This is a genomic window from Streptomyces sp. SUK 48 (assembly GCF_009650765.1).
Taxonomy (GTDB): domain Bacteria; phylum Actinomycetota; class Actinomycetes; order Streptomycetales; family Streptomycetaceae; genus Streptomyces.
In genome coordinates this window covers 6,218,342-6,244,967 of record NZ_CP045740.1, presented here as the reverse complement: position 1 = coordinate 6,244,967, position 26,626 = coordinate 6,218,342, and the positions used below count along the sequence as shown (strand labels likewise).

Here is a 26,626-nt window from a genome sequence, read left to right as displayed (position 1 = left end):
CGGGCGCGGGCCGCGGGCCCGCGCGCGCCGGCGCGCCGTCCTCAGCCGCCGGTGTGCACCTGGAACGCGGCCCGGCGCACGGCCTTGGCGAGGGCCGGGTCGGGGTGCGCGGCGGCGAGGGCGACCAGGACCTGCACGGTGCGCGGGTGGCCGACGGCACGGACCTCGTCGAGCAGCCGGGGCACGGTGGGCTGCACCGCGGACTCCAGGTGCCGTACCAGCATCGGTGCCTCGCCGTGGTCGGCGACGGCCGCGGCGGTGTCCACCCAGAGCCAGGTGGCCTCCTCGCGGGTGAGCACCTCGTGGGCGTCCTCCGGGTCGAGGCCGTCGTGCTCGGCCAGCCACAGCAGGGCGTACGGCCGCAGCGCCGGCTCGTCCACGACGGCGCGCACGTCGGGCTCGGCGGGGGCGCCGACCACGCGCAGCGCCTCGAAGGCCAGCCCGCGCAGCAGGGCGTCCTCGCCGCGCGCGGCGTCGATCAGCTCGCTGACGGCGCTGCCGACGGTGCGGGCGGCGAGCCAGGCCCGGTATTCGGCGCGGGCCGCGTTGGGGCGCAGCTGGGCGCAGCCGCGCAGCATGTCCTCGGCGGACCGCTCGATGTTGCCGGCCGGGCTCTGCGCGGCCACGCAGATCTGCTCCAGCTTGACCCACACCGCCCAGCTGCCCAGCGGGGTGAGGGTGGCCTGGCCGGCGCCGCGGGTGAGGGCGCCGACGGTGGCGAGGGCCTCCAGCGCCCAGCCGAGGAGCGGCGCGAGGGAGGCGGGCGGCGCGTCCGGGGTCCCGGCGGGCTCGGCGGCGGCCGCGGCGGGGGGCGCGCTGCCGGGCTCGTAGGTGACCTCGCAGCGTTCGGTGCGCAGCTCGATGACCCGCTGCCGGAGCAGGTCGAGCAACTGTTCGACCGGGACGGGGCCGGCGGACAGCTGGAGGAGGGAGAGCACCTGCGGCATGGCGGAGACGGCCTCCGCGACGGCGGCCGGCTCGTGTCCCGCGGGTTCGGGCAGGGCGAGCGACCAGGCGTCGAAGAGGGCGACCCAGCCGCGCAGCACGGCGCTGTCGTCCCGGTCCCAGGCGCGCAGCCGCCAGCCGGGGCGCGCGCTGTCGCCGTGCACCTCGACCAGTCCGGCCAGGCGTGCGGTGTCCCAGTCGGCGCGGATCTGCTCGGGGGTGAGCCCGAGCTCGGCGGCCGCGCGGTCGGCGGTGGCGGCGGAGAGGGTGGCCTTGCCGTCGGCGGTGGCGGCGTCGCGGCCGGGGCCCAGGGTGTTGTCCGCCCAGCGGGCGACCCGGACCGCGCCGGCCAGTCCGGCGCGGGCCATTCTGGCCAGCTCGCCGGGCGCGGGGGTGCCCTCCGGCGGCCGGGGTGCGGGGCGGCGCGTGGGCCGCTGGTTCACAGCTGCGGGGGCGGCGGCCAGGGGTCGAGGTCGGACGAGTCGGAGCCTGGAGTCGCGCGGGATACGGGACGTCACAGGGGCAGTCTTCCGGTTGACGGTCCGAAAACCCAAACGGAATGTCACGGGGGGCGACGGGGCTGGCCAACGCACCGGGCTCCGCAGGGGGTCGGCGGGCATGTTCCGGCCAACCACGCGATCACAACCGGAACGACCCCGGCCGATCACGGCGCGCCCGGTACGTCCCGGCGCGCGCCGTCACATCAGCGGGGTCAGGAAGCGCCGCAGCCGTTCCTCGTACGCCGTGGGGGCCGGATTCCACATCGCCGCGTGCGGGGCGTTCGGCACGGTGTGCAGGGCGACGCGGTCGGGGCGGCGGGCGGCGAGCAGCCGGGAGAACTCCCAGGGGGCGACCCGGTCGCCGGGCCCGTGGACGATCAGGGTGGGCACGGCGAGCCGGTCGGGGTCGGTGATCTCGGCGACCCGGTCGGCGTGCAGGCCGGCCCGGCCCTGGGCGGCGCGGACCGCGAGCGGCAGCAGCGGGGCGGGGGTGTGCCGGGCGCGGGCGAGGGCGCGCAGCGTGGCCTCCCAGCTGAGCACCGGCGAGTCGAGGATCAGCCCGGCGATGTGCTCGCGCACGGCGGAGTGCTCGGCGGCGCGCAGCGCCATGGTGGCGCCGGTGGACCAGCCGAGCAGGACGACGCGGCGGGCGCCGTAGCGCACGGCGTAGCGGATCGCCGCGTCCACGTCGCGCCACTCGGTCTCGCCGAGGTGGTTCAGGCCGTCCGCGGGGCGGGGCGCGCCGAGGTCGCCGCGGTAGGCGAGGGCCAGCACCGGAAGCCTGCGCAGGTGCAGGAAGCGCATGACGTTCATGGCGTGCTCGCGGGTGGTGCCCAGGCCGTGCACGGCGATCACCCAGGTGTCCCGGTCGCCGGGCAGGAACCAGGCGGGCAGCGGGCCGAGTTCGCCGGGCACGTCCACGTCGGCGTGGTCGAGGCCGAGCGCGGTGCGCGGGTTGCCAACGTACAGGTTGGGGGTCAGCCAGACGGAGTCGCCGGGCGCGAGGGTGCCGTGCGTCACGCCGTCCAGGCGGCGTACGACGGCGTCGGCGGTGTGCCGTGCCGTCTCCAGGACGGGCCCCACGACCGCGTGCGAGCCGTCGCCCGCGAGGCCGTAGGTGCCGGGGCGCAGTGAGGCCAGGTCCCGGGTGAGCGTGATCTGGCCGGCCGCGGTGCCGTGCACGGTGAGCCGGGGCTCGGTGGGCAGCGGCCGGCCGCCGCTGGTCTTCAGCGCGGCATCGCTGGCGAGCCGCCCGGCGGCCACGGATGCCAGGCCGGCGGCGACGACGGCGGTGACCGCGGCGGCGGTCGCTCTGAGGGGGCGCACGGCACCAGTGTCACGGGGGGTGCGGCGCCCGGCCAGTGGAGAGGCGGGGCGGGGTGAAGGGGGGAGATATCGGGACGAAAGGCGCAGAGTCGAGGCCAGGTCGCGGATCGGGGAGCTGCTCGGGAGACTGCGGGACACGGGTCACCTCCGTTGGCCGTATCCCTTCAGGCGTTCCCCGACTTCGGCGAGTTGTGCCTCCGTCAGCAGAGACGGGGTCAGGCCCGGGACCGAGGAGGCGGTCAGCCAGAGGCGGCACATCCACTCCAGCTGGGCGGTGCGGTCGTACGCCTGGTCGAGGGTGGCGCCGTAGGTGAGGGTGCCGTGGTTCTGCAGGAGGCACCCGGAGCGGCCGGCCAGGGCCCGGAGCATGTGCCCGGCCAGTTCGTCGGTGCCGTAGGCGGCGTAGGGCGCGACCCGCACCGGTCCGCCGAGCGCGGCGGCCATGTAGTGGACCAGCGGCAGCTCGGGCACCAGCGTGGAGACCGCGGTGGCGTGCACGGCGTGGGTGTGGACGATCGCGCGGGCGTCGGTGGTGCGGTAGACGGCGAGGTGCATGGGCAGCTCGCTGGTCGGCACCAGGGTCCCGAGCACCTGACGGCCGGTGAGGTCCACGCCGGTGATGTCGTCCGGGGTGAGCCGGTCGTAGGGCACGCCCGACGGGGTGACCAGCACCAGGTCCCCGACGCGCGCGGAGACATTGCCGGAGGTGCCGACGACCAGCCCGTCGGCGACGCTCCGCCGCGCCGTCGCCACCACCGCCGCCCACAGCTGAGCCGCTTCCTCGCGCACGTCCCCGCCCGTCTCCCGCAGCTTCGAGGTCATGCCCGCGATCCTGCCAGCCGCTTGTACACCAGGGGGCCGGTCGCCGCACTTCCGCCCGAACTCCCGCGCCTCCAAAAGGGTGTATATCTACCCAAACGTTAAGAATCTCCACTGATTCGATGATCGCCGGCCCTTGAATGAGCGCTCCTTGCCCTCCGGGCGACCTGGTCGTCCGTCACCCCCGGGGAGCCGGCCCATGGCCCGTCACCGCACCCGACTCCGCCGTCGCGCCGGCGCCCTCGCGGCGGCCACGGCGGCCCTCGCCCTGACCTGCGCCACCGCCGCCGCGGCCGACCCGCCGGACCGGGCGGCGAGCCCGCCCAAGGGGCATGACGTGTCGTCCCACCAGAAGAACGTGGACTGGCCGGCCGCGCAGGCCCGCGGGGCGCGCTTCGTCTACGTCAAGGCCACCGAGGCGACGGGCTACCAGAACCCCTACTTCCACCAGCAGTACGACGGCGCCCGGGACGCGGGAGTGATCCGCGGCGCCTACCACTTCGCGCTGCCGGACGAGTCCTCCGGGGCGAAGCAGGCCCGGTACTTCGTGGCGCACGGCGGGGACTGGCGGGCCGACGGCTGGACGCTGCCGCCCGCGCTGGACATCGAGTACAACCCGTACAGCGCGAAGCACCCGTGCTACCGGCTGGGCTGGAAGCGCATGACGGCCTGGATCTGGTCGTTCAGCGACGAGCTGGCCCGCGAGACCGGCCGCCGCCCCGTGATCTACACCACGGCCCACTGGTGGAGGCAGTGCACCGGCGACAGTCACGCCTTCGCCTCCCGGCACCCCCTGTGGGTCGCCCGGCACGGCACCTCGGACCCGGGCGAGCTGCCGGGCGGCTGGCAGTACTGGACCTTCTGGCAGTACGCCACCTCCGGCCGGCTGCCGGGTGACCAGAATCTCTTCAACGGCACCTCCGGCAGGCTGCGGACCTTCGCCGCGGCCGGCGACCCAAGGGGCGCAGGGGCACCGGGGGTTCCGGAAGCGGAAGCGGAGCCTCATACCCCCGATGCGGTCACTCCTCTGCCCGCCCCAGTTCATCTTCCGTTCACCCAGGTTGCCTACGTTCATCCGGACAACGACCTCGAATGATTGTCTGGGTAAATGGAAAGCTTCTCGCTGATCCTCGCGATTGTGGTGGTCACCGCACTCGCGTTTGATTTCACGAACGGTTTCCACGACACCGCGAACGCGATGGCCACCACCATCTCCACCGGCGCGATGAAGCCGAAGCTCGCGGTAGCCATGTCCGCCACCCTCAACCTGGTGGGCGCCTTCCTCTCCGTGGAGGTCGCCAACACGATCTCCAAGGGACTCGTCGACGAGAGCGGCATCCGCCCCGAGGTCATCTTCGCCGCCCTGGTCGGCGCGATCCTCTGGAACCTGCTGACCTGGCTGGTGGGCCTGCCCTCCAGTTCCTCGCACGCCCTGATGGGCGGTCTGATCGGCGCCGCCGTCGCCTCCGCCGGATTCGGCGCCGTGCACGGCGAGGTGCTGGTCACCAAGGTGCTGCTGCCCGCGGTCGCCGCGCCGGTCGTGGCGGGTCTCGCCGCGCTGGTGGCGACCCGGCTCTCCTACCGGGCCGGCACCAGGACCGAGGGCGAGGCCACCCGCAAGGGCTTCCGCGCCGGACAGGTCGCCTCCGCCGCGCTGGTCTCCCTCGCGCACGGCACCAACGACGCGCAGAAGACGATGGGCATCATCACCCTCGCGCTGATCGCGGGCGGCGCCATCGCCCCCGGCTCCAACCCTCCCACCTGGGTGATCCTCTCCGCGGGCCTCGCCATCGCGCTCGGCACCTACATCGGCGGCTGGCGCATCATCCGCACCATGGGCACCGGCCTCACCGATCTGGAGCCCCGCCAGGGCTTCGCCGCGCAGACCAGCGCCGCGACCGCCATCCTGGCCTCCTCCCACCTCGGCTTCTCCCTCTCCACCACCCACGTCGTCTCCGGCGCGGTGATGGGTTCGGGCCTCGGCCGCAAGGGCGGTGTGGTCCGCTGGTCCACCGCGACCCGGATGGCCGTCGCCTGGGTGCTCACCCTGCCGGCCGCCGCGCTGGTCGGCGCGGGCGCCGAGGCCGTCACCGGACTCGGCGACGGGGGCACCGCCGCGGTCGCCGTCTTCCTGGTCGCCGCGAGCGCCTGGATCTACAAGCTGTCCCGGCGCGAGGTCATCGACCACACCAACGTGGTCGCCGACCCGGCCGCGGAGCCCTCCGGCGTGGTGACCACCGCCATCGCCGCGGTGAGCCCCCCGCCCGCGGGCACGATCACCGAGGACCTGACGGCCACCATCCCGGCCCCCGCGCAGGCCCCGGCCGCCGAAGCGACGGCCTCCGCCGCCGCCACGGCCCCGCCCGCCACCGTCTGACCCCCGAGCCCCGTTCACCAAGGAAGCGACCCCATGAAGATCGACTGGGCGGCCATCGGCTCCGTCTTCGGCGTCAGCCTCGCGTTCACCGTGGGCCTGGTGGTCCTGTTCACCCTCGGCGTCAACGGCCTCGCCCGGCGCGAGAAGGCCGCGGCCGAGGGCGGCTCCGCCACGCTCGCCGTCACCGGCGCCTACGTCTGCTTCGCGGCCTGCGCGGCGGCGGTGGCGTACGGCATCCTCCTGATCGTCGCCAAGCCCTGAGCCCGGGGCCCGCGTCGGCCCCGGCAGTTCCCCGAAGGCTCCCCTCCGCGCCCGCGGCAGGGGAGCCTCTCGCATGCCCCGGCCACCCCTCGTGGTGTGGGAATCTGCACACTCCCGCAGGTCAACGGCAAGTTGACGGCCGTTCCGGGGGCGTGGTGGACTGCCCACGCCATCTACGGCAGCAGAAGAGGAAGCCGGTGCGAATCCGGCGCGGTCCCGCCACTGTCACCGGGGAAGAACTCCCCGGGTAGCCAGGAACTCTCGCCGCCGGATCACGTCGAACCAGGGCGCGGACACCCTGAGTGAGGACACATCGCCATGCTCGGCTGCCGAAGGACCAGTACCAGCACCACTGCCGCGGTGACCACGGCCGGCTGAGCCGATGGCCGCCGATCGCAGTTACGCGTACGGCGCCGCCGCCGGACTCCTCGGCGACCTCCTCCTCGGCGATCCCCGCCGCGGGCACCCGGTCGCCGCGTTCGGGCGTGCGGCCGCCGCCGTCGAGGGCGCGTTGTGGCACGACCACCGCGGCTGGGGCACCCTGCACACCACCGTGTGCGCCGGTGGCGCCGTCGCGCTCGGAGCGCTGGCCGCACGCGTCGTACGCCCCTCCCCCGCCGCCTCCGCCGCCCTGACCGCCGCGGCCGCCTGGGCCGTCGTCGGCGGCACCTCCCTCGCCCGCGAGGCCGAGGCCATCGGGGCCGCCCTGACCGCCGGGGACATCGAGGGAGCCCGCGCCCGGCTGCCGCATCTGTGCGGCCGGGACCCGCAGGCGCTGGACGCCGACGGGATCGCGCGGGCCGTGGTCGAGTCGGTCGCCGAGAACACCTCCGACGCGGTCGTGGGCGCCCTGGTGTGGGGCGCCGCCGCCGGCGTGCCGGGGCTGCTCGGCTTCCGGGCCGTCAACACCCTGGACGCGATGGTGGGTCACAAGTCCGCCCGGTACCGCCGCTTCGGCTGGGCGTCCGCGCGCCTGGACGACGTGGCCGGCTGGCCGGGAGCCCGGCTGACCGCCGTCCTCGCCGCCGCGGCCGGACCCGATCCGCGCCGCGCCCTGCGGGCCTGGCGCGCCGACGCCCGCCGCCATCCGAGCCCCAACGCCGGTCCCGTGGAGGCATCCTTCGCGGGCGCCCTCGGCGTACGCCTGGGCGGCACCCTCTCCTACGGCGGCCGCGTCGAGCACCGTCCCGTGCTGGGCGGCGCCACCGGACGGGCCGTACAGGTCGCCGACATCGGGCGGGCCGTACGGCTCTCCCGGCGCGTCGGCCTGCTCGCGCTCGGCACCACGGTCGCCGCGCGCCTCCTCGTCAACGCACGGAAGGGACGCGGGAAGTGAACGGTGGGCTCCTCGTCGCCGGCACCACCTCCGACGCCGGCAAGAGCGTCGTGACGGCCGGGATCTGCCGCTGGCTGGTGCGCCAGGGCGTGAAAGTCGCGCCGTTCAAGGCGCAGAACATGTCCCTCAACTCCTTCGTCACCCGCGAGGGCGCCGAGATCGGGCGGGCCCAGGCCATGCAGGCCCAGGCGTGCCGGATCGAGCCGACCGCGCTGATGAACCCCGTGCTGCTCAAGCCGGGCGGCGAACAGAGCAGCCAGGTGGTGCTGCTGGGCAAGCCGGTGGGCGAGATGAGCGCGCGCGGCTACCACGGCGGACGCCAGCAGCGGCTGCTGGGCACGGTCCTCGACTGTCTGGCCGAGCTGCGCGGACAGTACGACGCGGTGATCTGCGAGGGCGCGGGCAGCCCGGCCGAGATCAATCTGCGCCGCACCGACATCGTCAACATGGGGATCGCGCGCGGCGCCCGGCTGCCCGTGCTCGTCGTCGGCGACATCGACCGCGGCGGCGTCTTCGCCTCCTTCTTCGGCACCCTCGCACTGCTCTCGCCCGAGGACCAGGAGCTGGTCGCCGGGTTCCTGGTGAACAAGTTCCGCGGCGATGTCTCGCTGCTGGAGCCGGGGCTGGACATGCTCAAGGGCCTCACCGGGCGGCCGGCGTACGGCGTGCTGCCGTTCCGGCACGGGCTCGGCATCGACGAGGAGGACGGCCTCCGCGTCTCCCTGCGGGGCGCGGTGCGGGAGTCGGCCGTCGCTCCCCCGCTCGGCGCGGACGTGCTGCGCGTCGCCGTGTGCGCGATCCCGCTGATGTCCAACTTCACCGACGTGGACGCGCTGGCCGCCGAACCCGGCGTCGTGGTGCGGTTCGTGGACCGCCCGGAGGAGCTGGCCGACGCCGACCTGGTCGTCGTCCCCGGCACCCGGGGCACCGTCCGGGCGCTCCGGTGGCTGCGCGAGCGCGGCCTCGCCGACGCGCTCGCCCGCAGGGCCGCCGAACACCGGCCCGTGCTCGGCGTCTGCGGCGGCTTCCAGATCCTCGGCGAGCACATCGAGGACGACGTGGAGTCGCGGGCCGGCGCCGTCCCCGGCCTCGGGCTGCTGCCCGTGCGAGTGCGGTTCGCCCGCGAGAAGACCCTCACCCGCCCCACCGGCCGGGCCCTCGGCGAACCGGTCGAGGGGTACGAGATCCATCACGGCGTCGCCCGGGTCGGCGGCGGCGAACCCTTCCTGGACGGCTGCCGGGTGGGCGCCACCTGGGGCACCCACTGGCACGGCTCCCTGGAGTCGGACGGCTTCCGCCGGGCCTTTCTGCGCGAGGTGGCCGCCGCCGCGGGCCGCCGCTTCGTGCCCGCGCCGGACACCTCCTTCGCCGCGCTGCGCGAGGAGCAGCTCGACCGGCTCGGCGACCTGATCGAACAGCACGCGGACACGGACGCGCTGTGGCGGCTCATCGAGTCCGGCGCGCCGCAAGGACTGCCCTTCATCCCACCGGGAGCGCCCGCATGAGCACAGTGTTGTTGTTGTCCACCGCCGACACGGATCTGCTGGCGGCCCGGGCCAGTGGGGCCGGCTATCTGATCGGCAACCCCACCCGGGTCGACGTCGCCGAGGAGCTGCCGCGGCTGCTGGCGGGCGCGGACCTCGCCGTCGTACGCCTCCTCGGCGGCAAACGCGCCTGGGAGGACGGGCTGGCCGCGCTGAAGGCGTCCGGCGTCCCGGCGGTGCTGCTGGGCGGCGAGACGGTGCCGGACGCGGAGCTGATGGCCGACTCGACCGTGCCCGCCGGAGTGGTCGCCGAGGCGCTGCGCTACCTGGTCGAGGGCGGCGGGGACAACCTGCGCGAGCTGGCCCGCTTCCTGTCCGACACCGTGCTGCTGACCGGCGAGGGCTTCGAGGAGCCGCGCCGGATGCCGGAGTTCGGCGTGCACGGCGGCTACGAGATCCAGGACGGCCGCCCGACCGTGGGCGTGCTCTTCTACCGGGCCCATGAACTCAGCGGCAACACCGCCTTCGTGGACACCCTGTGCGCGGCGGTCGAGGCGCAGGGCGCCAACGCCCTCCCGGTGTACTGCGGTTCGCTGCGCGGCGCGGACGCCGGGCTGTACGAGCTGCTGGGCCGGGCCGACGCGCTGGTGGCCACCGTGCTCGCGGCCGGCGGCACGCACGCCTCCGAGGCGTCGGCGGGCGGCGACGAGGAAGCCTGGGACATCGGCGCGCTGGCCGACCTGGACATCCCGGTGCTGCAAGGGCTCTGCCTCACCTCCTCGCACACCGCCTGGGACGAGTCGGACGCCGCCCTCTCCCCCATGGACGCGGCGATGCAGGTCGCCATCCCCGAGTTCGACGGCCGGCTGATCACCGTGCCGTTCTCCTTCAAGGAGCAGGGCCCCGACGAGGTCCCGGTGTACGTCGCCGACCCCGAGCGGGCCGCCCGGGTGGCCGGGATCGCGGTGCGGCACGCCCGGCTCGGGTACAAGCCGAACGCCGAGAAACGCGTCGCGCTGGTCTTCACCGCCTACCCGACCAAGCACTCCCGGGTCGGCAACGCGGTCGGCCTGGACACCCCCGCCTCCGCGGTCCGGGTGCTGGACGCGCTGCGGGACGCCGGGTACGCGCTCACCGCATATCCCTGCGAGGGCGACGAGCTGATCCACCGGCTGATCGAGGCCGGCGGCCACGACGTGGAGTGGCTGACCGAGGAGCAGCTGGCCGCCGCGCCCGCGCGGGTGCCGCTGGCCGACTACCGGGCGTGGTTCGCGACGCTGGACCCGGAGCTGCGCGAGGCGATGACCGAGGCGTGGGGCGAGCCGCCGGGCAACCTCTACGTGGACGGCGACGACATCGTGCTCGCCTCCCTCCAGTTCGGCAACGTCGTCGTGATGATCCAGCCGCCGCGCGGCTTCGGCGAGAACCCGATCGCGATCTACCACGACCCCGACATGCCGCCCTCCCACCACTACCTGGCGGCCTACCGCTGGCTCGACCAGAGCTTCGGCGCGGACGCGATCGTGCACATGGGCAAGCACGGCACCATGGAGTGGCTGCCGGGCAAGGGCCTCGGCCTCTCGCGCGGCTGCGCCCCGGACGCGGTGCTCGGCGAACTCCCGCTGATCTACCCGTTCATCGTCAACGACCCCGGCGAGGGCACCCAGGCCAAGCGGCGCGGGCACGCCACGGTCGTGGACCACCTGGTGCCGCCGATGGCCCGCGCCGACACCTACGGCGACCTCGCCAAGCTGGAACAGCTGCTGGACGAGTACGCGCTCGTCTCCGACCTCGACCCGACGAAGGCGCCGGCCGTCCGCGCCCAGATCTGGACCCTGGTCAAGGCCGCCGAGCTCCACCACGACCTGCATGTCGACGAGCAGCCGGACGACGCGGCGTTCGACGAGTTCGTGATGCACATCGACGGCTATCTGTGCGAGATCAAGGACGTGCAGATCCGCGACGGCCTGCACATCCTGGGCGGCGGCCCGGTCGGCGAGCCCCGCGTCAACCTGGTCCTCGCCGTGCTGCGCGCCTCCCAGGTCTGGGGCGGGCAGGCGAACGCGCTGCCGGGCCTGCGGGCCGCCCTCGCCGAGCACTTCGGGCTGGTGGAGAAGGAGCTGCTGGCCGAGCCGGGCACGCCCGTGAAGGTGCCCGTGGAGCTGACGGACCTGGTGGACGGTCCGGCGCGGACGGCCGCCGACGCGATCGATCTGCTGGAGCAGCTGTGCCGGCGGATCGCGGAGGGCCTGGAGGCGCGGGACTGGACCCGCGAGGCCGTACCGGAGGTCGTGCGCGAGGCGCTCGGCGGCACCGAACTCCCGGACGCCGTCGCGGTGTCGGAGTTCGCCTGCGACGAGGTCGTACCGCGGCTCGCGCGCACCACGGACGAGATCGGGCACATCCTGCGGGCGCTGGACGGCGGTTACGTCCCGGCGGGGCCCTCGGGCTCGCCGACCCGCGGCCTGGTGAACGTCCTGCCGACCGGCCGCAACTTCTACTCCGTCGACCCCAAGGCCATCCCGTCCCGGCTGAGCTGGGAGGTCGGGCAGTCGCTCGCGGACTCGCTGGTGCAGCGGTACCTGGCCGACACCGGCGCGTACCCGAAGTCCGTCGGCCTGACGGTCTGGGGCACCTCCGCGATGCGCACCCAGGGCGACGACATCGCCGAGATCCTGGCGCTGCTGGGCTGCCGCCCGGTGTGGGACGACGCCTCGCGCCGGGTGACCGGCTTCGAGGTGATCCCCCTGGCCGAGCTGGGGCGCCCGCGCATCGATGTCACGGTCCGCATCTCCGGCTTCTTCCGGGACGCGTTCCCGCACGTGGTCGGGCTGATCGACGACGCGGTGCGCGCGGTGGCCGCGCTGGCGGAGCCGGCCGAGTCCAACTATGTGCGGGCGCACGTGGAGGAGGACACCGCCGAGCACGGCGACCGGCGCCGCGCCACGGCCCGTGTCTTCGGCTCCAAGCCGGGTGCGTACGGCGCGGGGCTGCTGCCGCTGATCGACGCCCGCAACTGGCGCTCCGACGCGGACCTCGCCGAGGTGTACGCGGTGTGGGGCGGCTACGCGTACGGCAGGGGCCTGGACGGGCGGGCGGCGCGCGGGGACATGGAGACGGCGTTCCGGCGGATCGCGGTGGCGGCGAAGAACGTCGACACCCGCGAGCACGACCTGGTCGACGCCGACGACTACTTCCAGTACCACGGCGGCATGGTGGCCATGGTGCGCCATCTGACGGGGGCCAACCCCGAGGCGTACGTGGGTGATTCGGCGGTGCCGGACCAGGTGAGGACCCGCACGCTGGGCGAGGAGACGCACCGGGTGTTCCGGGCGCGGGTGGTCAACCCGCGCTGGATGGCGGCGATGCGCCGGCACGGGTACAAGGGCGCCTTCGAGATGGCGGCGACCGTGGACTACCTGTTCGGGTACGACGCCACGGCGGGCGTGGTCGACGACTGGATGTACGAGAAGCTGTCGGCCGAGTACGTCTTCGACCCGGAGAACCGGGACTTCATGAAGAAGTCCAACCCGTGGGCGCTGCGCGGCGTCACGGAGCGGCTGCTGGAGGCGGCGGACCGGGGCCTGTGGGCCGAGCCGGACGCGGAGACGCTGGAGCGGCTGCGCGCCACCTATCTGGAGCTTGAGGGCGACTTGGAGGGCGACGACCAGTGACCACCCCCTTTCCTTTCACGGCCGTGGTCGGCCAGGACGATCTGCGGCTCGCGCTGCTGCTGAACGCCGTGTCCCCGGCGGTCGGCGGCGTGCTGGTGCGCGGCGAGAAGGGCACCGCGAAGAGCACCGCCGTGCGGGCCCTGTCGGCGCTGCTGCCCGAGGTGGCCGTGGTGCCCGGGTGCCGGTTCTCCTGCGACCCCGCGGCGCCGGACCCGGGGTGCCCGGACGGGCCGCACGAGACGGGTCCCGGCGGTGAACGGGCCGCGCGGATGGTCGAGTTGCCCGTCGGCGCCTCGGAGGACCGGCTGGTCGGCGCGCTGGACATCGAGCGGGCGCTCGCGGAGGGCGTGAAGGCGTTCGAGCCGGGCCTGCTGGCCGACGCGCACCGCGGCATCCTGTACGTGGACGAGGTCAACCTGCTCCACGACCACCTGGTCGATCTGCTGCTGGACGCGGCGGCGATGGGCGCCTCCTACGTGGAGCGCGAGGGCGTCTCCGTGCGGCACGCCTCGAAGTTCCTGCTCGTCGGGACCATGAACCCGGAGGAGGGCGAGCTGCGGCCGCAGCTGCTCGACCGGTTCGGACTCACCGTCGAGGTCGCCGCCTCGCGGGAGCCGGACCAGCGGGTGGAGGTCGTACGACGGCGCCTCGCGTACGACGACGACCCCGCCGCCTTCGCCGCGCGCTGGGCCGGCGAGGAGGCCGCCGTACGGCAACGGATCGTCGCGGCACGGCAGTTGCTGCCCCAGGTGCGCCTGGGTGACGCGGCGCTGCGGCAGATCGCGGCGACCTGCGCGGCCTTCGAGGTGGACGGCATGCGCGCCGACATCGTGATGGCGCGCACGGCGACCGCGCTGGCCGCGTGGGCCGGGCGGACGGACGTACTCGCGGAGGACGTACGGCAGGCGGCGCTGCTCGCGCTGCCGCACCGCAGGCGCCGCAACCCCTTCGACGCGCCGGGCCTGGACGAGGACAAGCTGGACGAGACGCTGGAGCAGTCCGCCGGCCAGGACGGGGACGGCGACGACGACCCCGACGGTCCCGGTGGCGGCGGGCGGCCGGCGCCCGAGTCCGGTCCCGAGGGCGGCGGGGACACCGCCGCGCGGCCCGAGGCCGGTGAGGGCGGGGAACCGCAGCCCGCCGGCGCCGGTGCGGGCGAGCAGGCCCCGGCGCGGGCGGCCGAGCCGTTCCGGACGAAGGTGCTCAGCGTGCCCGGGATCGGCGAGGGTGCCGCCGGGCGGCGTTCGCGGGCGCGGACCGAGCACGGGCGGACCACGGGGGCGCTGCGGCCGCGGGGCGCCCTGACCAAGCTGCATCTGTCGGCGACCGTGCGGGCGGCGGCGCCGCACCAGCGGGCGCGCGGCCGGTCCGGACCCGGGCTGGTGATCCGCCGGGACGATCTGCGGCAGGCCGGCCGGGAGGGCCGCGAGGGCAATCTCGTGCTGTTCGCCGTGGACGCCTCGGGGTCGATGGCGGCCCGGCAGCGGATGGGCGCGGTGAAGGGTGCCGTGCTGTCGCTGCTGCTCGACGCCTATCAGCGGCGGGACAAGGTGGGCCTGGTGACCTTCCGGGGTTCCGGCGCGGACGTGGCGCTGCCGCCGACGTCCTCGGTGGACGCGGCGGCCGTACGGCTGGAGTCGCTGCCGACGGGCGGCCGTACGCCGCTCGCGGCCGGGCTGCTCAAGGCGCACGAGGTGCTGCGGGTGGAGCGGCTGCGGGACCCGGCGCGGCGGGCGCTGCTGGTCGTCGTCACGGACGGCCGGGCGACCGGCGGTCCCGAGCCGGTCGCGCTCGCGGGGCGGGCGGCGCGGCTGTTCGCGGCCGAGCAGGTCGCCTCGGTGGTCGTGGACTGCGAGTCGGGGCCGGTGCGGCTCGGGCTCGCCGGGCAGCTCGCGGGTGAACTCGCGGGTACGGCGGTCACGTTGGACGAGCTGCGGGCGGACTCCATCGCCGGTCTGGTGCGGGATGTGCAGGGGACGACGAGGAGGGCCGCGTAATGCCGCAGGGACAGCCGAGTGTCGTACCGGACGACGGGCTGACGACCCGTCAGCGCCGCAACCGGCCGCTGGTCGTGGTGCACACGGGCGTCGGCAAGGGGAAGTCCACCGCCGCGTTCGGGCTCGCGCTGCGGGCCTGGAACCAGGGGTGGCCCATCGGGGTGTTCCAGTTCGTCAAGTCGGCGAAGTGGAAGGTCGGCGAGGAGAACGCGCTGCGTGTGCTCGGCGCCTCCGGCGAGGGCGGGCGCGTCGACTGGCACAAGATGGGCGAGGGCTGGTCCTGGGTGCAGCGGGACGCGCAGATGGACAACGAGGAGAAGGCGCGGGAGGGCTGGGAGCAGGTCAAGCGGGACCTGGCGGCCGAGACGTACCGGTTCTACGTCCTCGACGAGTTCGCGTACCCGATGCACTGGGGGTGGGTGGACACCGAGGAGGTCGTGGAGGTCCTGCGGGGCCGTCCCGGTACCCAGCATGTGGTGATCACCGGGCGGAACGCGCCGGCCCCGCTGGTGGACTTCGCGGATCTCGTGACCGACATGTCCAAGGTCAAGCACCCCATGGACGTGGGGCAGAAGGGCCAGAAGGGCATCGAGTGGTGACACCGTCGACGCCACGGCTGGTCGTCGCCGCGCCCTCCTCGGGCAGCGGCAAGACCACCGTGGCCACGGGGCTGATGGCCGCGTTCGCCGCGCGGGGGCTCGCCGTGTCCCCGCACAAGGTCGGGCCGGACTACATCGACCCCGGGTACCACGCGCTCGCGACCGGGCGGACGGGGCGGAACCTGGACGCGTACCTGTGCGGCCCCGAGCTGGTCGCTCCGCTGTTCCTGCACGGGGCGCGGGGGTGCGACATCGCCGTGGTCGAGGGCGTGATGGGGCTGTACGACGGTGCGGCCGGGGAGGGTGAGCTGGCGTCCACGGCGCAGGTGGCGAAGCTGCTGGGGGCGCCGGTGGTGCTGGTGGTGGACGCGTCCGCGCAGTCGCGGTCGGTGGCGGCGCTGGTGCACGGGTTCGTGTCGTGGGATCCGCAGGTGCGGGTCGGGGGCGTGATCCTGAACAAGGTGGGGTCGGCGCGGCACGAGGAGCTGTTGCGGGACGCGCTGGACTCCGTCGGGGTGCCGGTGCTGGGCGCGCTGCGGCGGGCGCGGCCGGTGGAGACGCCGTCCCGGCACCTGGGGCTGGTGCCGGTCGCCGAGCGGCGGGCGCTCGCGGTGGACGCGGTCGCGGAGATGGCGGCGCTGGTGTCCCGGGGGTGTGATCTGTCCGCGCTGGAGAAGCTGGCGCGTTCCGCGGGTGCCGTCCCCGGGGGCGCCGCTCCCTGGACCCCCGGCTTCTCGCCCACCCACGACCAGCCGGCTCGGTCGGCTGGAAGGCTGGACCAAGGGTTGGCTCGGTCGGCCGGGAGTGCGGCTGACCGCCCAACGCCGTCCGCCGGAGGGCCGGAGCCCCGTATCGCCGTCGCCGGTGGCCCCGCCTTCACCTTCTCCTACGCCGAGCACACCGAACTGCTCGCCGCCGCCGGCGCCGAGGTCGTCACCTTCGATCCGCTCCACGACGAGGAACTGCCCGACGGCACCGCCGGTTTGGTCGTCGGCGGCGGGTTCCCCGAGGTGTACGCGGCCGAGCTGTCCGCCAACGAGCCGCTGCGGGCGGCCGTCTCCGCACTCGCGGGGCGTGGCGCGCCGGTCGCCGCCGAATGCGCCGGACTGCTCTACCTGTGCCGGGAGCTGGACGGCAGTCCCATGTGCGGCGTGCTGGACGCCACCGCGCGGATGGCGGAGCGGCTCACGCTCGGGTACCGGGACGCCGTGGCCGTCGGGGACAGTGTGCTGGCCGCCGCCGGGACGCGGATGCGGGGGCACGAGTTCCACCGCACCGTGGTCGAGCCGGCCGCCGGTGCCGCGCCCGCCTGGGGCATCCGGGGCCGGGAGCGGCGGGTCGAGGGTTTTGTACAGCGGGGCGTGCACGCGAGTTATCTGCACACGCACTGGGCGTCCGAGCCCGGTGTGGCCCGTCGGTTCGTGGAGAGGTGCCGGACGTCATGAGCAGCAGGCTGATCGGTGTCGGGGTAGGCCCGGGGACCCGGAGCTGGTGACCGTGAAGGGGGTCAACGCGCTGCGGGCGGCCGAGGTGGTCGTCGTACCCGTGATGGACAGCGGTGAGCGCGGGCGGGCCGAGGCGACCGTGGCGCACTACGTGTCCGGGGAGAAGATCGTCCGCGTGGTGTTCGCGCTGAACGAGCGGTCCGACCGGGCGCGCCGGGAGGCCGCCTGGGACGCGGCGGGCGCGCGGGTCGCGGAGCTGCTGGGGCGGCACGGCTCGGTCGCGTTCGCCACCATCGGGGACCCGAACGTGTACTCGACGTTCACGTATCTCGCGCAGACCATCGCCGGGCTGGTGCCCGGGGTCGTCGTGGAGACCGTGCCGGGGATCACCGCCATGCAGGATCTCGCGGCGCGCTCCGGTGCGGTGCTGACCGAGGGCACCGAGCCGCTGACGCTGGTGCCGGTGACGGCGGGCGCGGCGGTGCTGGAGGAGGCGCTGGCCGGTCCGGGGACGGTGGTGGCGTACAAGTTCGGGCGGCAGGCCGCGGAGGTCGCCGGGGCGCTGGCGCGGGCCGGGCGGCTGGAGGACGCGGTGTGGGGTTCGGCGCTGGGGCTGCCGGAGGAGTCGGTGCGGCGGGCGGCGGAGCTGGACGGTTCGCCGCTGCCGTATCTGTCGACGCTGATCGCGCCGCCGCGGCGGGACGGCGGGCGGGGCGGGAAGCTGTGAACGGTGTCCGGCGCCCGGCGTGGTCAGCCGGAGATGCCGACCACCAGCCAGATGAACGCGGCCCCGGCCACCGTGCACAGCAGGGTGGAGCGGGCGGGGTGCTCGTGATGGGCCTCGGGCAGGATCTCGGCGGCGGCGAGGTAGAGCAGGACGCCGCCGAAGAGGCCGAGATAGCCGCCGAGCACCGGTTCGGGGATGTGGAAGAAGACGGTCGACAGCGCGCCCACCAGGGGTGCGCAGGCGTCCGCGACCAGCATGCCGATGGCGCGCCGGCGGGCGTTGCCGTACAGGCTGGTGATGGTGAAGGTGTTGAAGCCGTCGGCGAAGTCGTGGGCGATCACGGCGAGCGCGACGGCCGTGCCCATGCCGCTGCCGACCTGGAAGGCGGCGCCGATGGCGACGCCGTCCATGGCGCTGTGGCCCACCATGGCGCCGGCCGCGGTGAGGCCCACCTCGGGCGCCCGGTGGTGGTCGTGCTCGGCCCCGCCGTGGGCGGCCTGGCGCGCGGCGAGGGTGCGTTCCACGAGATGGGCGAGGAGAAAACCGGCCACGAACAGCAGCAGGGCCGCGGGGACGCCGAAGATCTCGCGGTCGGCGGCGCGCAGCGCCTCCGGCAGCAGGTCGAGGCCGACCACGCCCAGCATCAGGCCGCCGGCGAGTCCCAGGACGAGATGCCGACGGTCGGTAACCCGCTGAGCCGTCCAGCCGCCGGCCAGCGTCATCAGGAACGCGCCGAGCGCGACGAAGACCGCCATAGGCACTTGCTATCCGATGAAGGCGCCTTCGCGCACATCGGGCACCTCACATATCGCCTCGCATCCTGACATTTCACCCCGCTACTGCCGTGTGCTTTCCGTACGAGAGGACTTTCCCGATGGCCGACGCCGTCCCCGACGCCGCTGCCGGCGCCCCCACCGAGACCACTGCCGAGGCCGCCGCCACCCCCCAGGGCGACGGTGGCGGAAAAGTGACGTTCGTCGGGGCGGGTCCCGGCGCCGCCGATCTGCTGACCTTCCGGGCCGCGCGGGCGATCGCCGAGGCGGACGTGGTGATCTGGGCGGCGAGCCTGGTCCAGGCGGAGGTGCTGGAGCACGCGCGCGCGGACGCGGAGGTGCTGGACTCGGCGGCGATGTCCCTGGAGCAGGTCGTCGCGGTCTACGCGCGGGCGCGCGCCGAGGGCCTGCGGGTGGCGCGGATCCACTCCGGCGATCCGGCGCTGTGGGGCGGCACCCAGGAGCAGCTGGACCGGTGCGCGGAGCTCGGCATCGCCACCGAGGTGGTGCCCGGGGTGTCGTCGTTCTCCGCGGTGGCCGCCCTCGCGCAGCGCGAGCTGACGATCCCCGAGGTCGCGCAGTCCGTCGTGCTCACCCGGCTCGGCGGCGGCAAGACGCCGATGCCGCCCGGCGAGGAGGTGCGCGAGTTCGCCCGGCACGGCACCACGATGGCGCTCTTCCTGTCGGCGGCGCGCAGCGGTCAGCTGGTGCGGGAGCTGCTGGAGGGCGGCTATCCGACGTCCACGCCGGTGATCGTCGCCTACCAGGCGACCTGGCCGGAGGAGCTGATCGTGCGGTGCACGATCGACACCCTGGAGGAGACGGTCAAGGAGCACAAGCTCTGGAAGCACACGCTGTTCCTGGTCGGCCCCGCGCTGGCGGCGCGGGGCACCCGCTCGCACCTGTACCACCCCGGGCACTTCCACGGCTTCCGCAAGGCCGACCCGGGGGCCCGGCGTGCGCTGCGCGAGCGCGGGGCGGGCAGGTGATCACGGTCGTCGGTACGGGGACGGGGGCACCGCTTCCGGAGGACGTCGCGGCGGGCGCCGCGCTCGTCGTCGGCGGGCGGCGGCACCTGGAGTCGGTACGGCTGCCCGCCGGGGCCGAGCGGATCGTGCTCGGCCCGCTGGCGCCCGCGCTGGAGGCCGTCGCCGAATACGTCGGCAAGGGGCTGCCGGTGCTTGTGCTGGCCTCCGGGGACCCCGGCTTCTTCGGGATCGTGCGGGCGCTCGCCGAGCGCTTCGGCCCCGAGCCGCTGGCGGTGCGCCCCGGGGTCTCCTCGGTGGCCACCGCGTTCGCGCGGCTCGGGCTGCCCTGGGACGACGCGCTGGTGGTCAGCGCGCACGGCAGGGACCCGCGCACCGCCGCGAACGTCTGCCGCGCGCATCCGAAGGTCGCCGTCCTCACCGGCCCGGGCGCGGGTCCGGCCGAGCTGGGCGCCGCGCTCGCCGGCCGCGACCGGACCCTCGTGGTGGCCACCGCGCTGGGCGATCCGGAGCGGGAGCGGGTGGAGCGGGTGACGCCCGCCGAGGCGGCGGCACGGGACTGGGGTACGGCGGTGAGCGTGGTGCTGTGTCTGGCGGAGCCCTCGGCGCCGGGCCCGCCGCGCACCGTCGCGGGGGTGCCGGCGGGTCCCGCCCGCTGGGCCCTGGAGGAAGCCGCGTTCGCCCACCGCGATTCCATGATCACCAAGTTCGAGGTGCGCGCGCTCGCGCTGGCCCGGCTCGGGCCGCGGCTCGGTGATCTGGTCTGGGACGTCGGTGCCGGGTCCGGGTCGGTCGCGGTGGAGTGCGCGCGGCTCGGCGCGGCCGTCGTCGCGGTCGAGAAGGCCGCGGACGGGGTGGACCGGATCCGGGAGAACGCCCGTGCCCACGGCGTCGAGGTGGACGTCGTGCACGGCACCGCGCCCGACGCGCTGGCCACGCTGGCCGACGACCCGGACGCCGTGTTCATCGGCGGCGGGGGGCGCGAGCTGCCCGCCGTCATCCGGGCGTGCGCGCTGCGCGCGCGCCGGTCCGTGGTGGTGGCCATGGCCGCCCTGGACCGGGTGCCCGCGGCCCGCGAGGCGCTGACCGGCGCCGGGTTCGGCTGCGAGGGCGTGCTGCTCCAGTCCTCGCGGCTCGCCCCGCTGCCGGGTGAGGTCACCCGGCTCGCGGCCACCAACCCGGTGTTTCTGCTCTGGGGCGTCAGAACCCCCGTTCCCATCGAAGGAGTTGACCAGTGATCGGCCTGATTTCCGCCACCGCGGCGGGGGCGGCGGCACGGGACCGGCTGGCCGCGGCCTGGCCGTACCGCACCCGGGTGTACGAGGGTCCGGCCGGGCAGGCGGTACGGTCCGCGTTCGCCGAGTGCGAGCAGCTGGTGTGCTTCCTGGCGACGGGCGCGACGGTACGGCTGCTCGCGCCGCTGCTCGCCGGCAAGGCGGCCGACCCCGGCGTGGTCTGTGTGGACGAGGGCGGCCGGTTCGCGGTGTCGCTGCTCGGCGGCCATGGCGGCGGCGCCAACGAACTCGCCCGGGAAGTGGGCGGCTTGCTCGGCGCCGAGCCGGTGGTGACGACCGCCACGGACGCCGTGGGACTGGCCGGTCTCGACACGCTCGGGCTGCCCTGCGAGGGCGCGGTCGCCGCCGTGTCCCGGGCCCTGCTGGACGGCGAGCCGGTCGCGCTCGACGCCGAATCGGCGTGGCCGCTGCCGCCGCTGCCGGTGTCGCCGCGGGGGGAGTACACGATCCGGCTCACCGACCGGGACGTCGAACCCGGCCCCCGGGAAGTGCTGTTGCGGCCGCCGTCCCTCGTCGTCGGGGTCGGCGCGTCCAGGGGCGCCCCGGTGGACGAGGTGCTCGCCCTGATCGAGAGCACGCTGCGGGAGGCGGGGCTGTCCCCGCGGTCCGTGGCCGAACTCGCCACGGTGGACGCCAAGTCGGAGGAGCCGGGCATCCTGGGCGCCGCCGAGCGGCTGGGCGTGCCCGTGGTGACGTACTCCGCCGAGGAGCTGGCCGCCGTGGAGGTGCCCAACCCCTCCGCCGCCCCGCTCGCGGCCGTCGGCACCCCGTCGGTCGCCGAGGCGGCCGCGCTGCTCGGCGGCGGTGAACTCCTCGTCCCCAAGCGGAAGTCGGACGCCGTCCCGGCGATGGCGACCTGCGCCGTGGTGCGCAGGGCCGGGCGCGGGCGGCTCGCGGTGGTCGGGCTCGGGCCCGGTGCCCGGGATCTGCTCACCCCGCGCGCGACGGCCGAGCTGCGCCGCGCCTCGGTGCTGGTCGGGCTCGACCAGTACGTGGACCAGATCCGCGATCTGCTGCGGCCCGGCACCCGGGTGCTGGAGTCCGGGCTCGGCGCCGAGGAGGAGCGGGCCCGCACCGCCGTGGCGGAGGCCCGGCGCGGGCACGCGGTGGCACTGATCGGCAGCGGGGACGCGGGCGTGTACGCCATGGCCTCGCCCGCGCTCGCCGAGGCGTCCGACGACATCGACGTGATCGGGGTGCCCGGGGTGACGGCCGCGCTGGCCGCCGCCGCGATCCTGGGCGCGCCGCTGGGCCACGACCACGTGTCCATCAGCCTCTCCGACCTGCACACGCCGTGGGAGGTCATCGAGCGGCGGGTGCGGGCGGCGGCCGAGGCGGACCTCGTGGTCACCTTCTACAACCCCCGTTCCCGGGGCCGGGACTGGCAGCTGCCCAAGGCGCTCGGCATCCTCGCCGAGCACCGCGCGCCGACGACGCCCGTGGGTGTCGTACGCAACGCCTCCCGGCCGGACGGGTCGAGCCGGGTCACCACGCTCGCCGGGCTCGATCCGGCGAGCGTCGACATGATGACGGTCGTCACCGTGGGGAACACCGCGACCCGTACCGTCGCCGGGCGCATGGTGACCCCGCGCGGCTACCGCTGGCAGAGCGGGCGGCCGCAGGAGACGGAGGAGACCCGGTGAGCCGGATCGTGCACCCCATCGAGCAGGAGTCCTTCCGGCGGCTGCGCGCCCGCCTGGACACCTCGCACTTCCCGCCGCTGACCCGGGCGGTGGTGGAGCGGGTCATCCACTCCGCCGCCGACCTGGAGTACGCGAGCGACCTCGTCCTCGCGGAGGCGGACCTGGTGCCGGCGCACGCCGCGCTGCACGCCGGGGCGCCGGTCGTGGTGGACGTGGAGATGGTCGCGGCCGGCATCACCCGGCGCGCGACCGTGTGCCGGCTCAAGGACGCCAGGTCGGGCCCGGGGCTCACCCGTTCGGCGCACGCGATCCGGCTCGCCTACGAGGAGGTCGGGCCCGGCGCCCTGTGGGTGATCGGCTGCGCGCCGACCGCCCTGGAGGAGCTGCTGACCCTGGACGCCGACCCGGCGCTCGTCATCGGCCTGCCCGTCGGCTTCGTCGGCGCGGCCGAGTCCAAGGCCGCGCTGCGCGAGAGCGGGCTGCCCGCCGTGAGCAACGTGTCCGAGAAGGGCGGCTCGGCGGTCGCGGCCGCCGCCCTCAACGCCCTGCTGTACCAACCGATTTCCCCCGAGGAGACCCTGTGACCACCCCGCCCGCCCTGCTCATCGCCGGCCATGGCACCCGTGACGACGCCGGAGCCGAGGCGTTCCGTGCCTTCGTCCGGGAGCTGGGCCTGCGCCGTCCCGACCTGCCCGTCGCGGGCGGCTTCATCGAACTGTCCCCGCCGCCGCTCGGCGACGCGGTGGCCGAGCTGGTGGAGCGGGGCGTACGCCGGTTCGCGGCGGTGCCGCTGATGCTGGTGTCCGCCGGGCACGCCAAGGGCGACATCCCGGCCGCGCTGGCCCGTGAGAAGGAACGGCACCCGGGCATCTCGTACACCTACGGCCGCCCGCTGGGCCCGCACCCGGCGCTGCTGAACGTGCTGGAGCGGCGCCTGGACGACGTGATCGGCGACCAGGACCGGGCGGAGGTGACCGTGCTGCTGGTCGGTCGCGGCTCCACCGACCCGGACGCCAACGCGGAGGTGTTCAAGGCGGCCCGGCTGCTCTGGGAGGGCCGGGGGTACGCCGGCGTGGAGACGGCGTTCGTGTCCCTCGCGGCGCCGGACGTGCCGAGCGGCCTGGACCGCTGTGTGGCGCTGGGGGCGCGGAAGATCGTCGTGCTCCCCTACTTCCTGTTCACCGGCATCCTCCCGGACCGGGTGCGGCGGCAGACCGAGGAGTGGGCCGCCGCGCACCCGGAGACCCCCGTGTCCTCGGCCGATGTCATCGGCCCCGAGCCGGAGTTGCTCGACCTGGTGCTCGAACGGTACGAGGAGGCCGTCCAGGGCGATCTGCGCATGAACTGCGACTCGTGCGTGTACCGGATCGCGCTGCCGGGCTTCGAGGACAAGGTGGGCCTGCCGCAGCAGCCGCACTTCCACCCGGACGACGACGGCCACGACCACGGGCACGGCCATCACCACCACGGCGGGCACACGCACAGCCATGCCCACTGAGGACTCCCCCGGGCCCGATCTGCGCCACCACGGGGACGCCGAGGTACGGGACGACGGCGCGGCGCTGGTCGACCTCGCCGTCAACGTACGGTCGGACACGCCCCCGCCGTGGCTGCGGGAGCGGATCGCCGCCTCGCTGACCTCCCTCGCGGCCTACCCGGACGGGCGGGCCGCGCGGGCGGCGGTGGCGGCGCGGCACGGGCTGCCGGTGTCGCGGGTGCTGCTGACGGCGGGCGCGGCGGAGGCGTTCGTGCTGCTCGCGCGGGCGCTGAAGGTCCGCCAACCGGTCGTGGTGCACCCGCAGTTCACCGAGCCGGAGGCGGCGCTGCGGGACGCCGGGCACACGGTGGAGCGGGTGCTGCTGCGGGCCGAGGACGGCTTCCGGCTGGATGCCGCGCTGGTACCGGAGCGGGCCGATCTGGTGGTGATCGGCAACCCGACGAACCCGACGTCGGTCCTGCATCCCGCCCCGGTGATCGCCTCGCTCGCCCGGCCCGGGCGGGTGCTGGTGGTCGACGAGGCGTTCATGGACGCGGTGCCGGGCGAGCGGGAGGCGCTGGCCGGGCGGACGGACGTGCCCGGTCTCGTGGTGCTGCGCAGCCTCACCAAGACCTGGGGGCTCGCGGGTCTGCGCATCGGCTACGCGCTGGCCGAGCCCGAGATCATCGCCGAGCTGGAGCGGGCCCAGCCGCTGTGGCCGGTGTCCACACCGGCGCTGGCCGCCGCCGAGGCGTGCGTGTCCGCCCGTGCCCTGGCGGAGGCGGGCTACGCGGCCCATCGCCTGGCGAGCGACCGGGCGCACCTGGTCGCGGGCCTGTCCGCGCTCGCCCTTCGCGGGGTGCGGGTCGCGGGGCCCGCCGAGGGGTCCTTCGTGCTGGTGGGCGTGCCGGGAGCGGCCGGTGTACGACAGCGGCTGCGCGAGCTCGGCTACGCCGTGCGCCGCGGGGACACCTTCCCCGGGCTCGGCGCCGACTGGATACGCCTCGCCGTCCGCGACCGGCCCACGACCAACGCCTTCCTGACCGCGCTGGCCACCGCCCTCGACTGACGGACGCCTCCACCGCCCACGACCGACCACCGCCTCCCGGACCGCGCCGACGGCCGCCCGGCATTTGACGGGGCCGCGCCCCGGCTCGCACAGGCCCCGGCGCAGGGCGGAACCGGTCCGGCCGAGGGACCTCCGCGCCGGCGCCCGTCCCGGAGGCGAGCCCCCCCTCGACGGACGCCTCCCGGACCACGCCCGCGCCCGCCCGAGATGTGGCGGAGGCCGCGCCTCGGTCCGGGCGCGGGGCGCTACCGGCCGAGGGACCTTCGTGCATCGCCGCCCCCGAAGCGACCCCCGGCCCGCACAGGCCCCGGCGCAGGGCGGAACCGGTCCGGCCGAGGGACCTCCGCGCTGGCGCCCGCCCCAAGGGCGAGCACCCCACGACGAACGCCTAACGGACCGCGCCCGCCCGGGATCTGGCGGAGGCCACACCCCGACCCGCACAGGCCCCGGCGCAGAGCGGGACCGGTCCGGCCGAGGGACCTCCGCGCTGGGGCGCGTCCCGGGGGCGAGCACCCCACGACCAACGCCCTCCTGACCGCGCTGGCCACCGCCCTCGACCGACGGACGCCTCCACCGCCCACGACCGACCACCGCCTCCCGGACCGCGCCGACGCGCGCCCGGGATTTGAGGGAGGCCACACCCCGACCCGCACAGGCCCGGGCGCGGGGCGCTACCGGCCGAGGGACCTCCGTGCATCGCCCCCCGGCCCGCACAGGCCCCGGCGCAGAGCGGGACCGGTCCGGCCGAGGGACCTCCGCGCCGGCGCCCGCCCCAAGGGCGAACACCCCACGACGGACACCTTCCTGACCGCACCGCATTGACAGCCGCCCCGGACTGACGGCCCCCGGTCCGCGCAGAGCCCCGGCGCGAGGCAGGACCGGTGAGGCTCCCCTGGCCCCTCCGGTCCCGCCCCCGTTCCTCCTCCTGCCGTCAGCTCCTGCGCCGGCGCGCCACCAGCACCGCGCCGCCGCCCGCCGCCAGCAGCGCCACCGCGCCGCCCGCGATGTACGGCGTCGCCGGGTCGCCTCCCGTCTCCGCGAGGTTCGTGTCCGAGGCGCCGCCCTGCGGTTTCACGTCGGAGACCGGGGCGGCCGAGCCGGGCTTGGTGCCGGAGCCCGGGTCGTGGCTCTGCGTCGGGGGCTTCGAGGGCGGCGCCATCGGAGACCGGCAGGTCGCCTTGGCCAGCGTGACCGTGCCCTCGACGTCCGCCACGTTCAGCTTCAGCGGGTTGACGGAGACCTTGAGCTGGAGCGCGGTCGCGGCGGCCGTGCGGGACGTGGTGCCGTGCCGCGCCAGGTCGAGGCGGACCTCGCCGACGCCGGGCACCGTGACCTCGACCGGCCCCCCGGCGGTGACCGAGACCTTGCGGCCGAGGACGGTGACCGTGCCGACGATCTTCGCGTCGGCGCTCGGTGCCTTGCCGGCGTCGCAGGTGGCCCGCGCGGTGACGGTGTCGACCTCGATCAGGGACAGCAACGGCAGGCCGGGGACGTGCAGCCTGGCGTGCACGAGGCGGACGGAGCCCTCGGCGCGCCGGTCGGTGACGGTGGCCCGGGACTGGGCCACGTCCGCGCTGAGGACGGTGAACGGGTGGCCGCCGGACACCCCGTCGAGGCGGGTGGACAGGGCGGTGCGGTCGGCGCTCCGCGGTGCCGTGACCTCGTTGAGGGAGACGGCGAGCGGGACGTCGACGGACTTGTCGAGCAGGGACACGTCGAGCCCGGTGTGCAGGACGGAGGCGGTGGCGCGGCCGGGATTCCCGGACGCGTGCGCCGCGCCCGCGCCGAGGACGGCGGGCGCGGCGGCCAGCGCGGTGACGGTCGCCGCGGCGGCCAGACGGCGCACGGGCAACAGGAAGTTGGTGCTGTTCAAGGCGGTGGGACCCCCCACTT

The 26,626-nt window shown here is 75.3% G+C and carries 19 protein-coding genes, 2 pseudogenes and 1 riboswitch; of the genes and pseudogenes, 16 read left to right on the top strand and 5 right to left on the bottom strand.

The window, feature by feature from the left end; translation table 11 throughout:
- Positions 1-41: 41 nt before the first annotated feature.
- The 3 genes from GHR20_RS27600 to GHR20_RS27590 all read right to left on the bottom strand — a co-directional run bounded on the left by GHR20_RS27600 (position 42) and on the right by GHR20_RS27590 (position 3,593).
- The gene (locus GHR20_RS27600) at positions 42-1,463 is read right to left on the bottom strand and encodes a hypothetical protein (RefSeq protein ID WP_194859005.1); all 1,422 of its coding nucleotides are present in this window, start codon (positions 1,461-1,463) and stop codon (positions 42-44) included.
- Positions 1,464-1,643: 180 nt separating this feature from the next.
- Entirely contained in the window at positions 1,644-2,771 is a 1,128-nt protein-coding gene (locus GHR20_RS27595) for an alpha/beta fold hydrolase (protein WP_111586417.1), read from the bottom strand.
- A gap of 141 nt (positions 2,772-2,912) precedes the next feature.
- On the bottom strand, positions 2,913-3,593 hold the full coding sequence (locus tag GHR20_RS27590) for a class II aldolase/adducin family protein (protein ID WP_148027227.1): 681 nt from the start codon (positions 3,591-3,593) through the stop codon (positions 2,913-2,915).
- A gap of 196 nt (positions 3,594-3,789) precedes the next feature.
- On the opposite strand from GHR20_RS27590, the pseudogene GHR20_RS27585 reads away from it, so the two are divergent.
- The 10 genes and pseudogenes from GHR20_RS27585 to cobI form a co-directional block, all read left to right on the top strand.
- Positions 3,790-4,533, top strand: a pseudogene (locus tag GHR20_RS27585) (lysozyme); the annotation flags it as partial.
- Positions 4,534-4,698: 165 nt separating this feature from the next.
- The gene (locus GHR20_RS27580; protein ID WP_111586414.1) at positions 4,699-5,967 is read left to right on the top strand and encodes an inorganic phosphate transporter; all 1,269 of its coding nucleotides are present in this window, start codon (positions 4,699-4,701) and stop codon (positions 5,965-5,967) included.
- Positions 5,968-6,000: 33 nt separating this feature from the next.
- Positions 6,001-6,228, top strand: coding sequence for a hypothetical protein (locus tag GHR20_RS27575; protein WP_111586413.1), 228 nt, complete (start codon positions 6,001-6,003; stop codon positions 6,226-6,228).
- 139 nt (positions 6,229-6,367) lie between these two features.
- A riboswitch (cobalamin riboswitch) is annotated at positions 6,368-6,512 on the top strand.
- 98 nt (positions 6,513-6,610) lie between these two features.
- Complete coding sequence (locus GHR20_RS27570; protein WP_153814705.1) at positions 6,611-7,564, top strand: cobalamin biosynthesis protein; 954 nt, start codon at positions 6,611-6,613, stop codon at positions 7,562-7,564.
- Entirely contained in the window at positions 7,561-9,069 is a 1,509-nt protein-coding gene (locus tag GHR20_RS27565) for a cobyric acid synthase (RefSeq protein WP_153814704.1), read from the top strand. Before GHR20_RS27570 ends, GHR20_RS27565 begins: the two co-directional genes overlap by 4 nt.
- Positions 9,066-12,722 carry a cobaltochelatase subunit CobN gene (gene cobN / locus GHR20_RS27560; RefSeq protein ID WP_153814703.1) on the top strand — a complete coding sequence of 1,219 codons (3,657 nt, stop codon included), beginning with the start codon at positions 9,066-9,068 and terminating at the stop codon, positions 12,720-12,722. The genes GHR20_RS27565 and cobN overlap by 4 nt, the downstream gene beginning before the upstream one ends.
- On the top strand, positions 12,719-14,719 hold the full coding sequence (locus GHR20_RS27555; RefSeq protein ID WP_153814702.1) for a putative cobaltochelatase: 2,001 nt from the start codon (positions 12,719-12,721) through the stop codon (positions 14,717-14,719). The genes cobN and GHR20_RS27555 overlap by 4 nt, the downstream gene beginning before the upstream one ends.
- The gene (gene cobO / locus GHR20_RS27550) at positions 14,719-15,318 is read left to right on the top strand and encodes a cob(I)yrinic acid a,c-diamide adenosyltransferase (protein ID WP_111586408.1); all 600 of its coding nucleotides are present in this window, start codon (positions 14,719-14,721) and stop codon (positions 15,316-15,318) included. Before GHR20_RS27555 ends, cobO begins: the two co-directional genes overlap by 1 nt.
- Positions 15,312-16,763, top strand: a complete 1,452-nt coding sequence (locus tag GHR20_RS27545) for a cobyrinate a,c-diamide synthase (RefSeq protein ID WP_194859004.1) — start codon at positions 15,312-15,314, stop codon at positions 16,761-16,763. The genes cobO and GHR20_RS27545 overlap by 7 nt, the downstream gene beginning before the upstream one ends.
- A pseudogene (cobI, locus tag GHR20_RS27540) lies at positions 16,760-17,490 on the top strand (precorrin-2 C(20)-methyltransferase). The gene GHR20_RS27545 and the pseudogene cobI overlap by 4 nt, the downstream one beginning before the upstream one ends.
- A gap of 23 nt (positions 17,491-17,513) precedes the next feature.
- Here cobI and GHR20_RS27535 read toward each other — a convergent pair.
- Positions 17,514-18,245, bottom strand: coding sequence for a ZIP family metal transporter (locus tag GHR20_RS27535; RefSeq protein ID WP_111586407.1), 732 nt, complete (start codon positions 18,243-18,245; stop codon positions 17,514-17,516).
- Between the two features lie 119 nt (positions 18,246-18,364).
- Between GHR20_RS27535 and cobM the strand changes: the two genes are divergently transcribed.
- The 6 genes from cobM to cobC are packed head-to-tail and all read left to right on the top strand — an operon-like array spanning position 18,365 to position 24,733.
- Complete coding sequence (cobM, locus tag GHR20_RS27530) at positions 18,365-19,252, top strand: precorrin-4 C(11)-methyltransferase (protein WP_243878141.1); 888 nt, start codon at positions 18,365-18,367, stop codon at positions 19,250-19,252.
- The gene (cbiE, locus tag GHR20_RS27525; protein WP_153814700.1) at positions 19,249-20,487 is read left to right on the top strand and encodes a precorrin-6y C5,15-methyltransferase (decarboxylating) subunit CbiE; all 1,239 of its coding nucleotides are present in this window, start codon (positions 19,249-19,251) and stop codon (positions 20,485-20,487) included. Before cobM ends, cbiE begins: the two co-directional genes overlap by 4 nt.
- A complete protein-coding gene (gene cobJ / locus GHR20_RS27520; RefSeq protein WP_153814699.1) occupies positions 20,484-22,187 on the top strand; it encodes a precorrin-3B C(17)-methyltransferase in 1,704 nt (567 codons plus the stop codon). Before cbiE ends, cobJ begins: the two co-directional genes overlap by 4 nt.
- Positions 22,184-22,771 carry a precorrin-8X methylmutase gene (locus GHR20_RS27515; protein WP_148027237.1) on the top strand — a complete coding sequence of 196 codons (588 nt, stop codon included), beginning with the start codon at positions 22,184-22,186 and terminating at the stop codon, positions 22,769-22,771. Before cobJ ends, GHR20_RS27515 begins: the two co-directional genes overlap by 4 nt.
- Positions 22,768-23,685 carry a sirohydrochlorin chelatase gene (locus GHR20_RS27510; RefSeq protein WP_153814698.1) on the top strand — a complete coding sequence of 306 codons (918 nt, stop codon included), beginning with the start codon at positions 22,768-22,770 and terminating at the stop codon, positions 23,683-23,685. The genes GHR20_RS27515 and GHR20_RS27510 overlap by 4 nt, the downstream gene beginning before the upstream one ends.
- The gene (cobC, locus tag GHR20_RS27505) at positions 23,675-24,733 is read left to right on the top strand and encodes an Rv2231c family pyridoxal phosphate-dependent protein CobC (protein ID WP_153814697.1); all 1,059 of its coding nucleotides are present in this window, start codon (positions 23,675-23,677) and stop codon (positions 24,731-24,733) included. The genes GHR20_RS27510 and cobC overlap by 11 nt, the downstream gene beginning before the upstream one ends.
- 931 nt (positions 24,734-25,664) lie before the next feature.
- Here cobC and GHR20_RS27500 read toward each other — a convergent pair.
- A complete protein-coding gene (locus tag GHR20_RS27500; RefSeq protein WP_153814696.1) occupies positions 25,665-26,606 on the bottom strand; it encodes an SCO1860 family LAETG-anchored protein in 942 nt (313 codons plus the stop codon).
- Between the last annotated feature and the right edge of the window lie 20 nt (positions 26,607-26,626).

What these genes read in the sequence shown, in the direction of transcription:
- GHR20_RS27580 (WP_111586414.1), top strand. Translation starts at nt 4,699, where the DNA reads ATGGAAAGCTTCTCGCTGATCCTCGCGATTGTGGTGGTCACCGCACTC.
- GHR20_RS27590 (WP_148027227.1), bottom strand. Translation starts at nt 3,593, where the DNA reads ATGACCTCGAAGCTGCGGGAGACGGGCGGGGACGTGCGCGAGGAAGCG.
- GHR20_RS27570 (WP_153814705.1), top strand. Translation starts at nt 6,611, where the DNA reads ATGGCCGCCGATCGCAGTTACGCGTACGGCGCCGCCGCCGGACTCCTC.
- cobO (WP_111586408.1), top strand. Translation starts at nt 14,719, where the DNA reads ATGCCGCAGGGACAGCCGAGTGTCGTACCGGACGACGGGCTGACGACC.
- GHR20_RS27535 (WP_111586407.1), bottom strand. Translation starts at nt 18,245, where the DNA reads ATGGCGGTCTTCGTCGCGCTCGGCGCGTTCCTGATGACGCTGGCCGGC.
- cobC (WP_153814697.1), top strand. Translation starts at nt 23,675, where the DNA reads ATGCCCACTGAGGACTCCCCCGGGCCCGATCTGCGCCACCACGGGGAC.
- GHR20_RS27575 (WP_111586413.1), top strand. Translation starts at nt 6,001, where the DNA reads ATGAAGATCGACTGGGCGGCCATCGGCTCCGTCTTCGGCGTCAGCCTC.
- cobM (WP_243878141.1), top strand. Translation starts at nt 18,365, where the DNA reads ATGGCCGACGCCGTCCCCGACGCCGCTGCCGGCGCCCCCACCGAGACC.
- cobN (WP_153814703.1), top strand. Translation starts at nt 9,066, where the DNA reads ATGAGCACAGTGTTGTTGTTGTCCACCGCCGACACGGATCTGCTGGCG.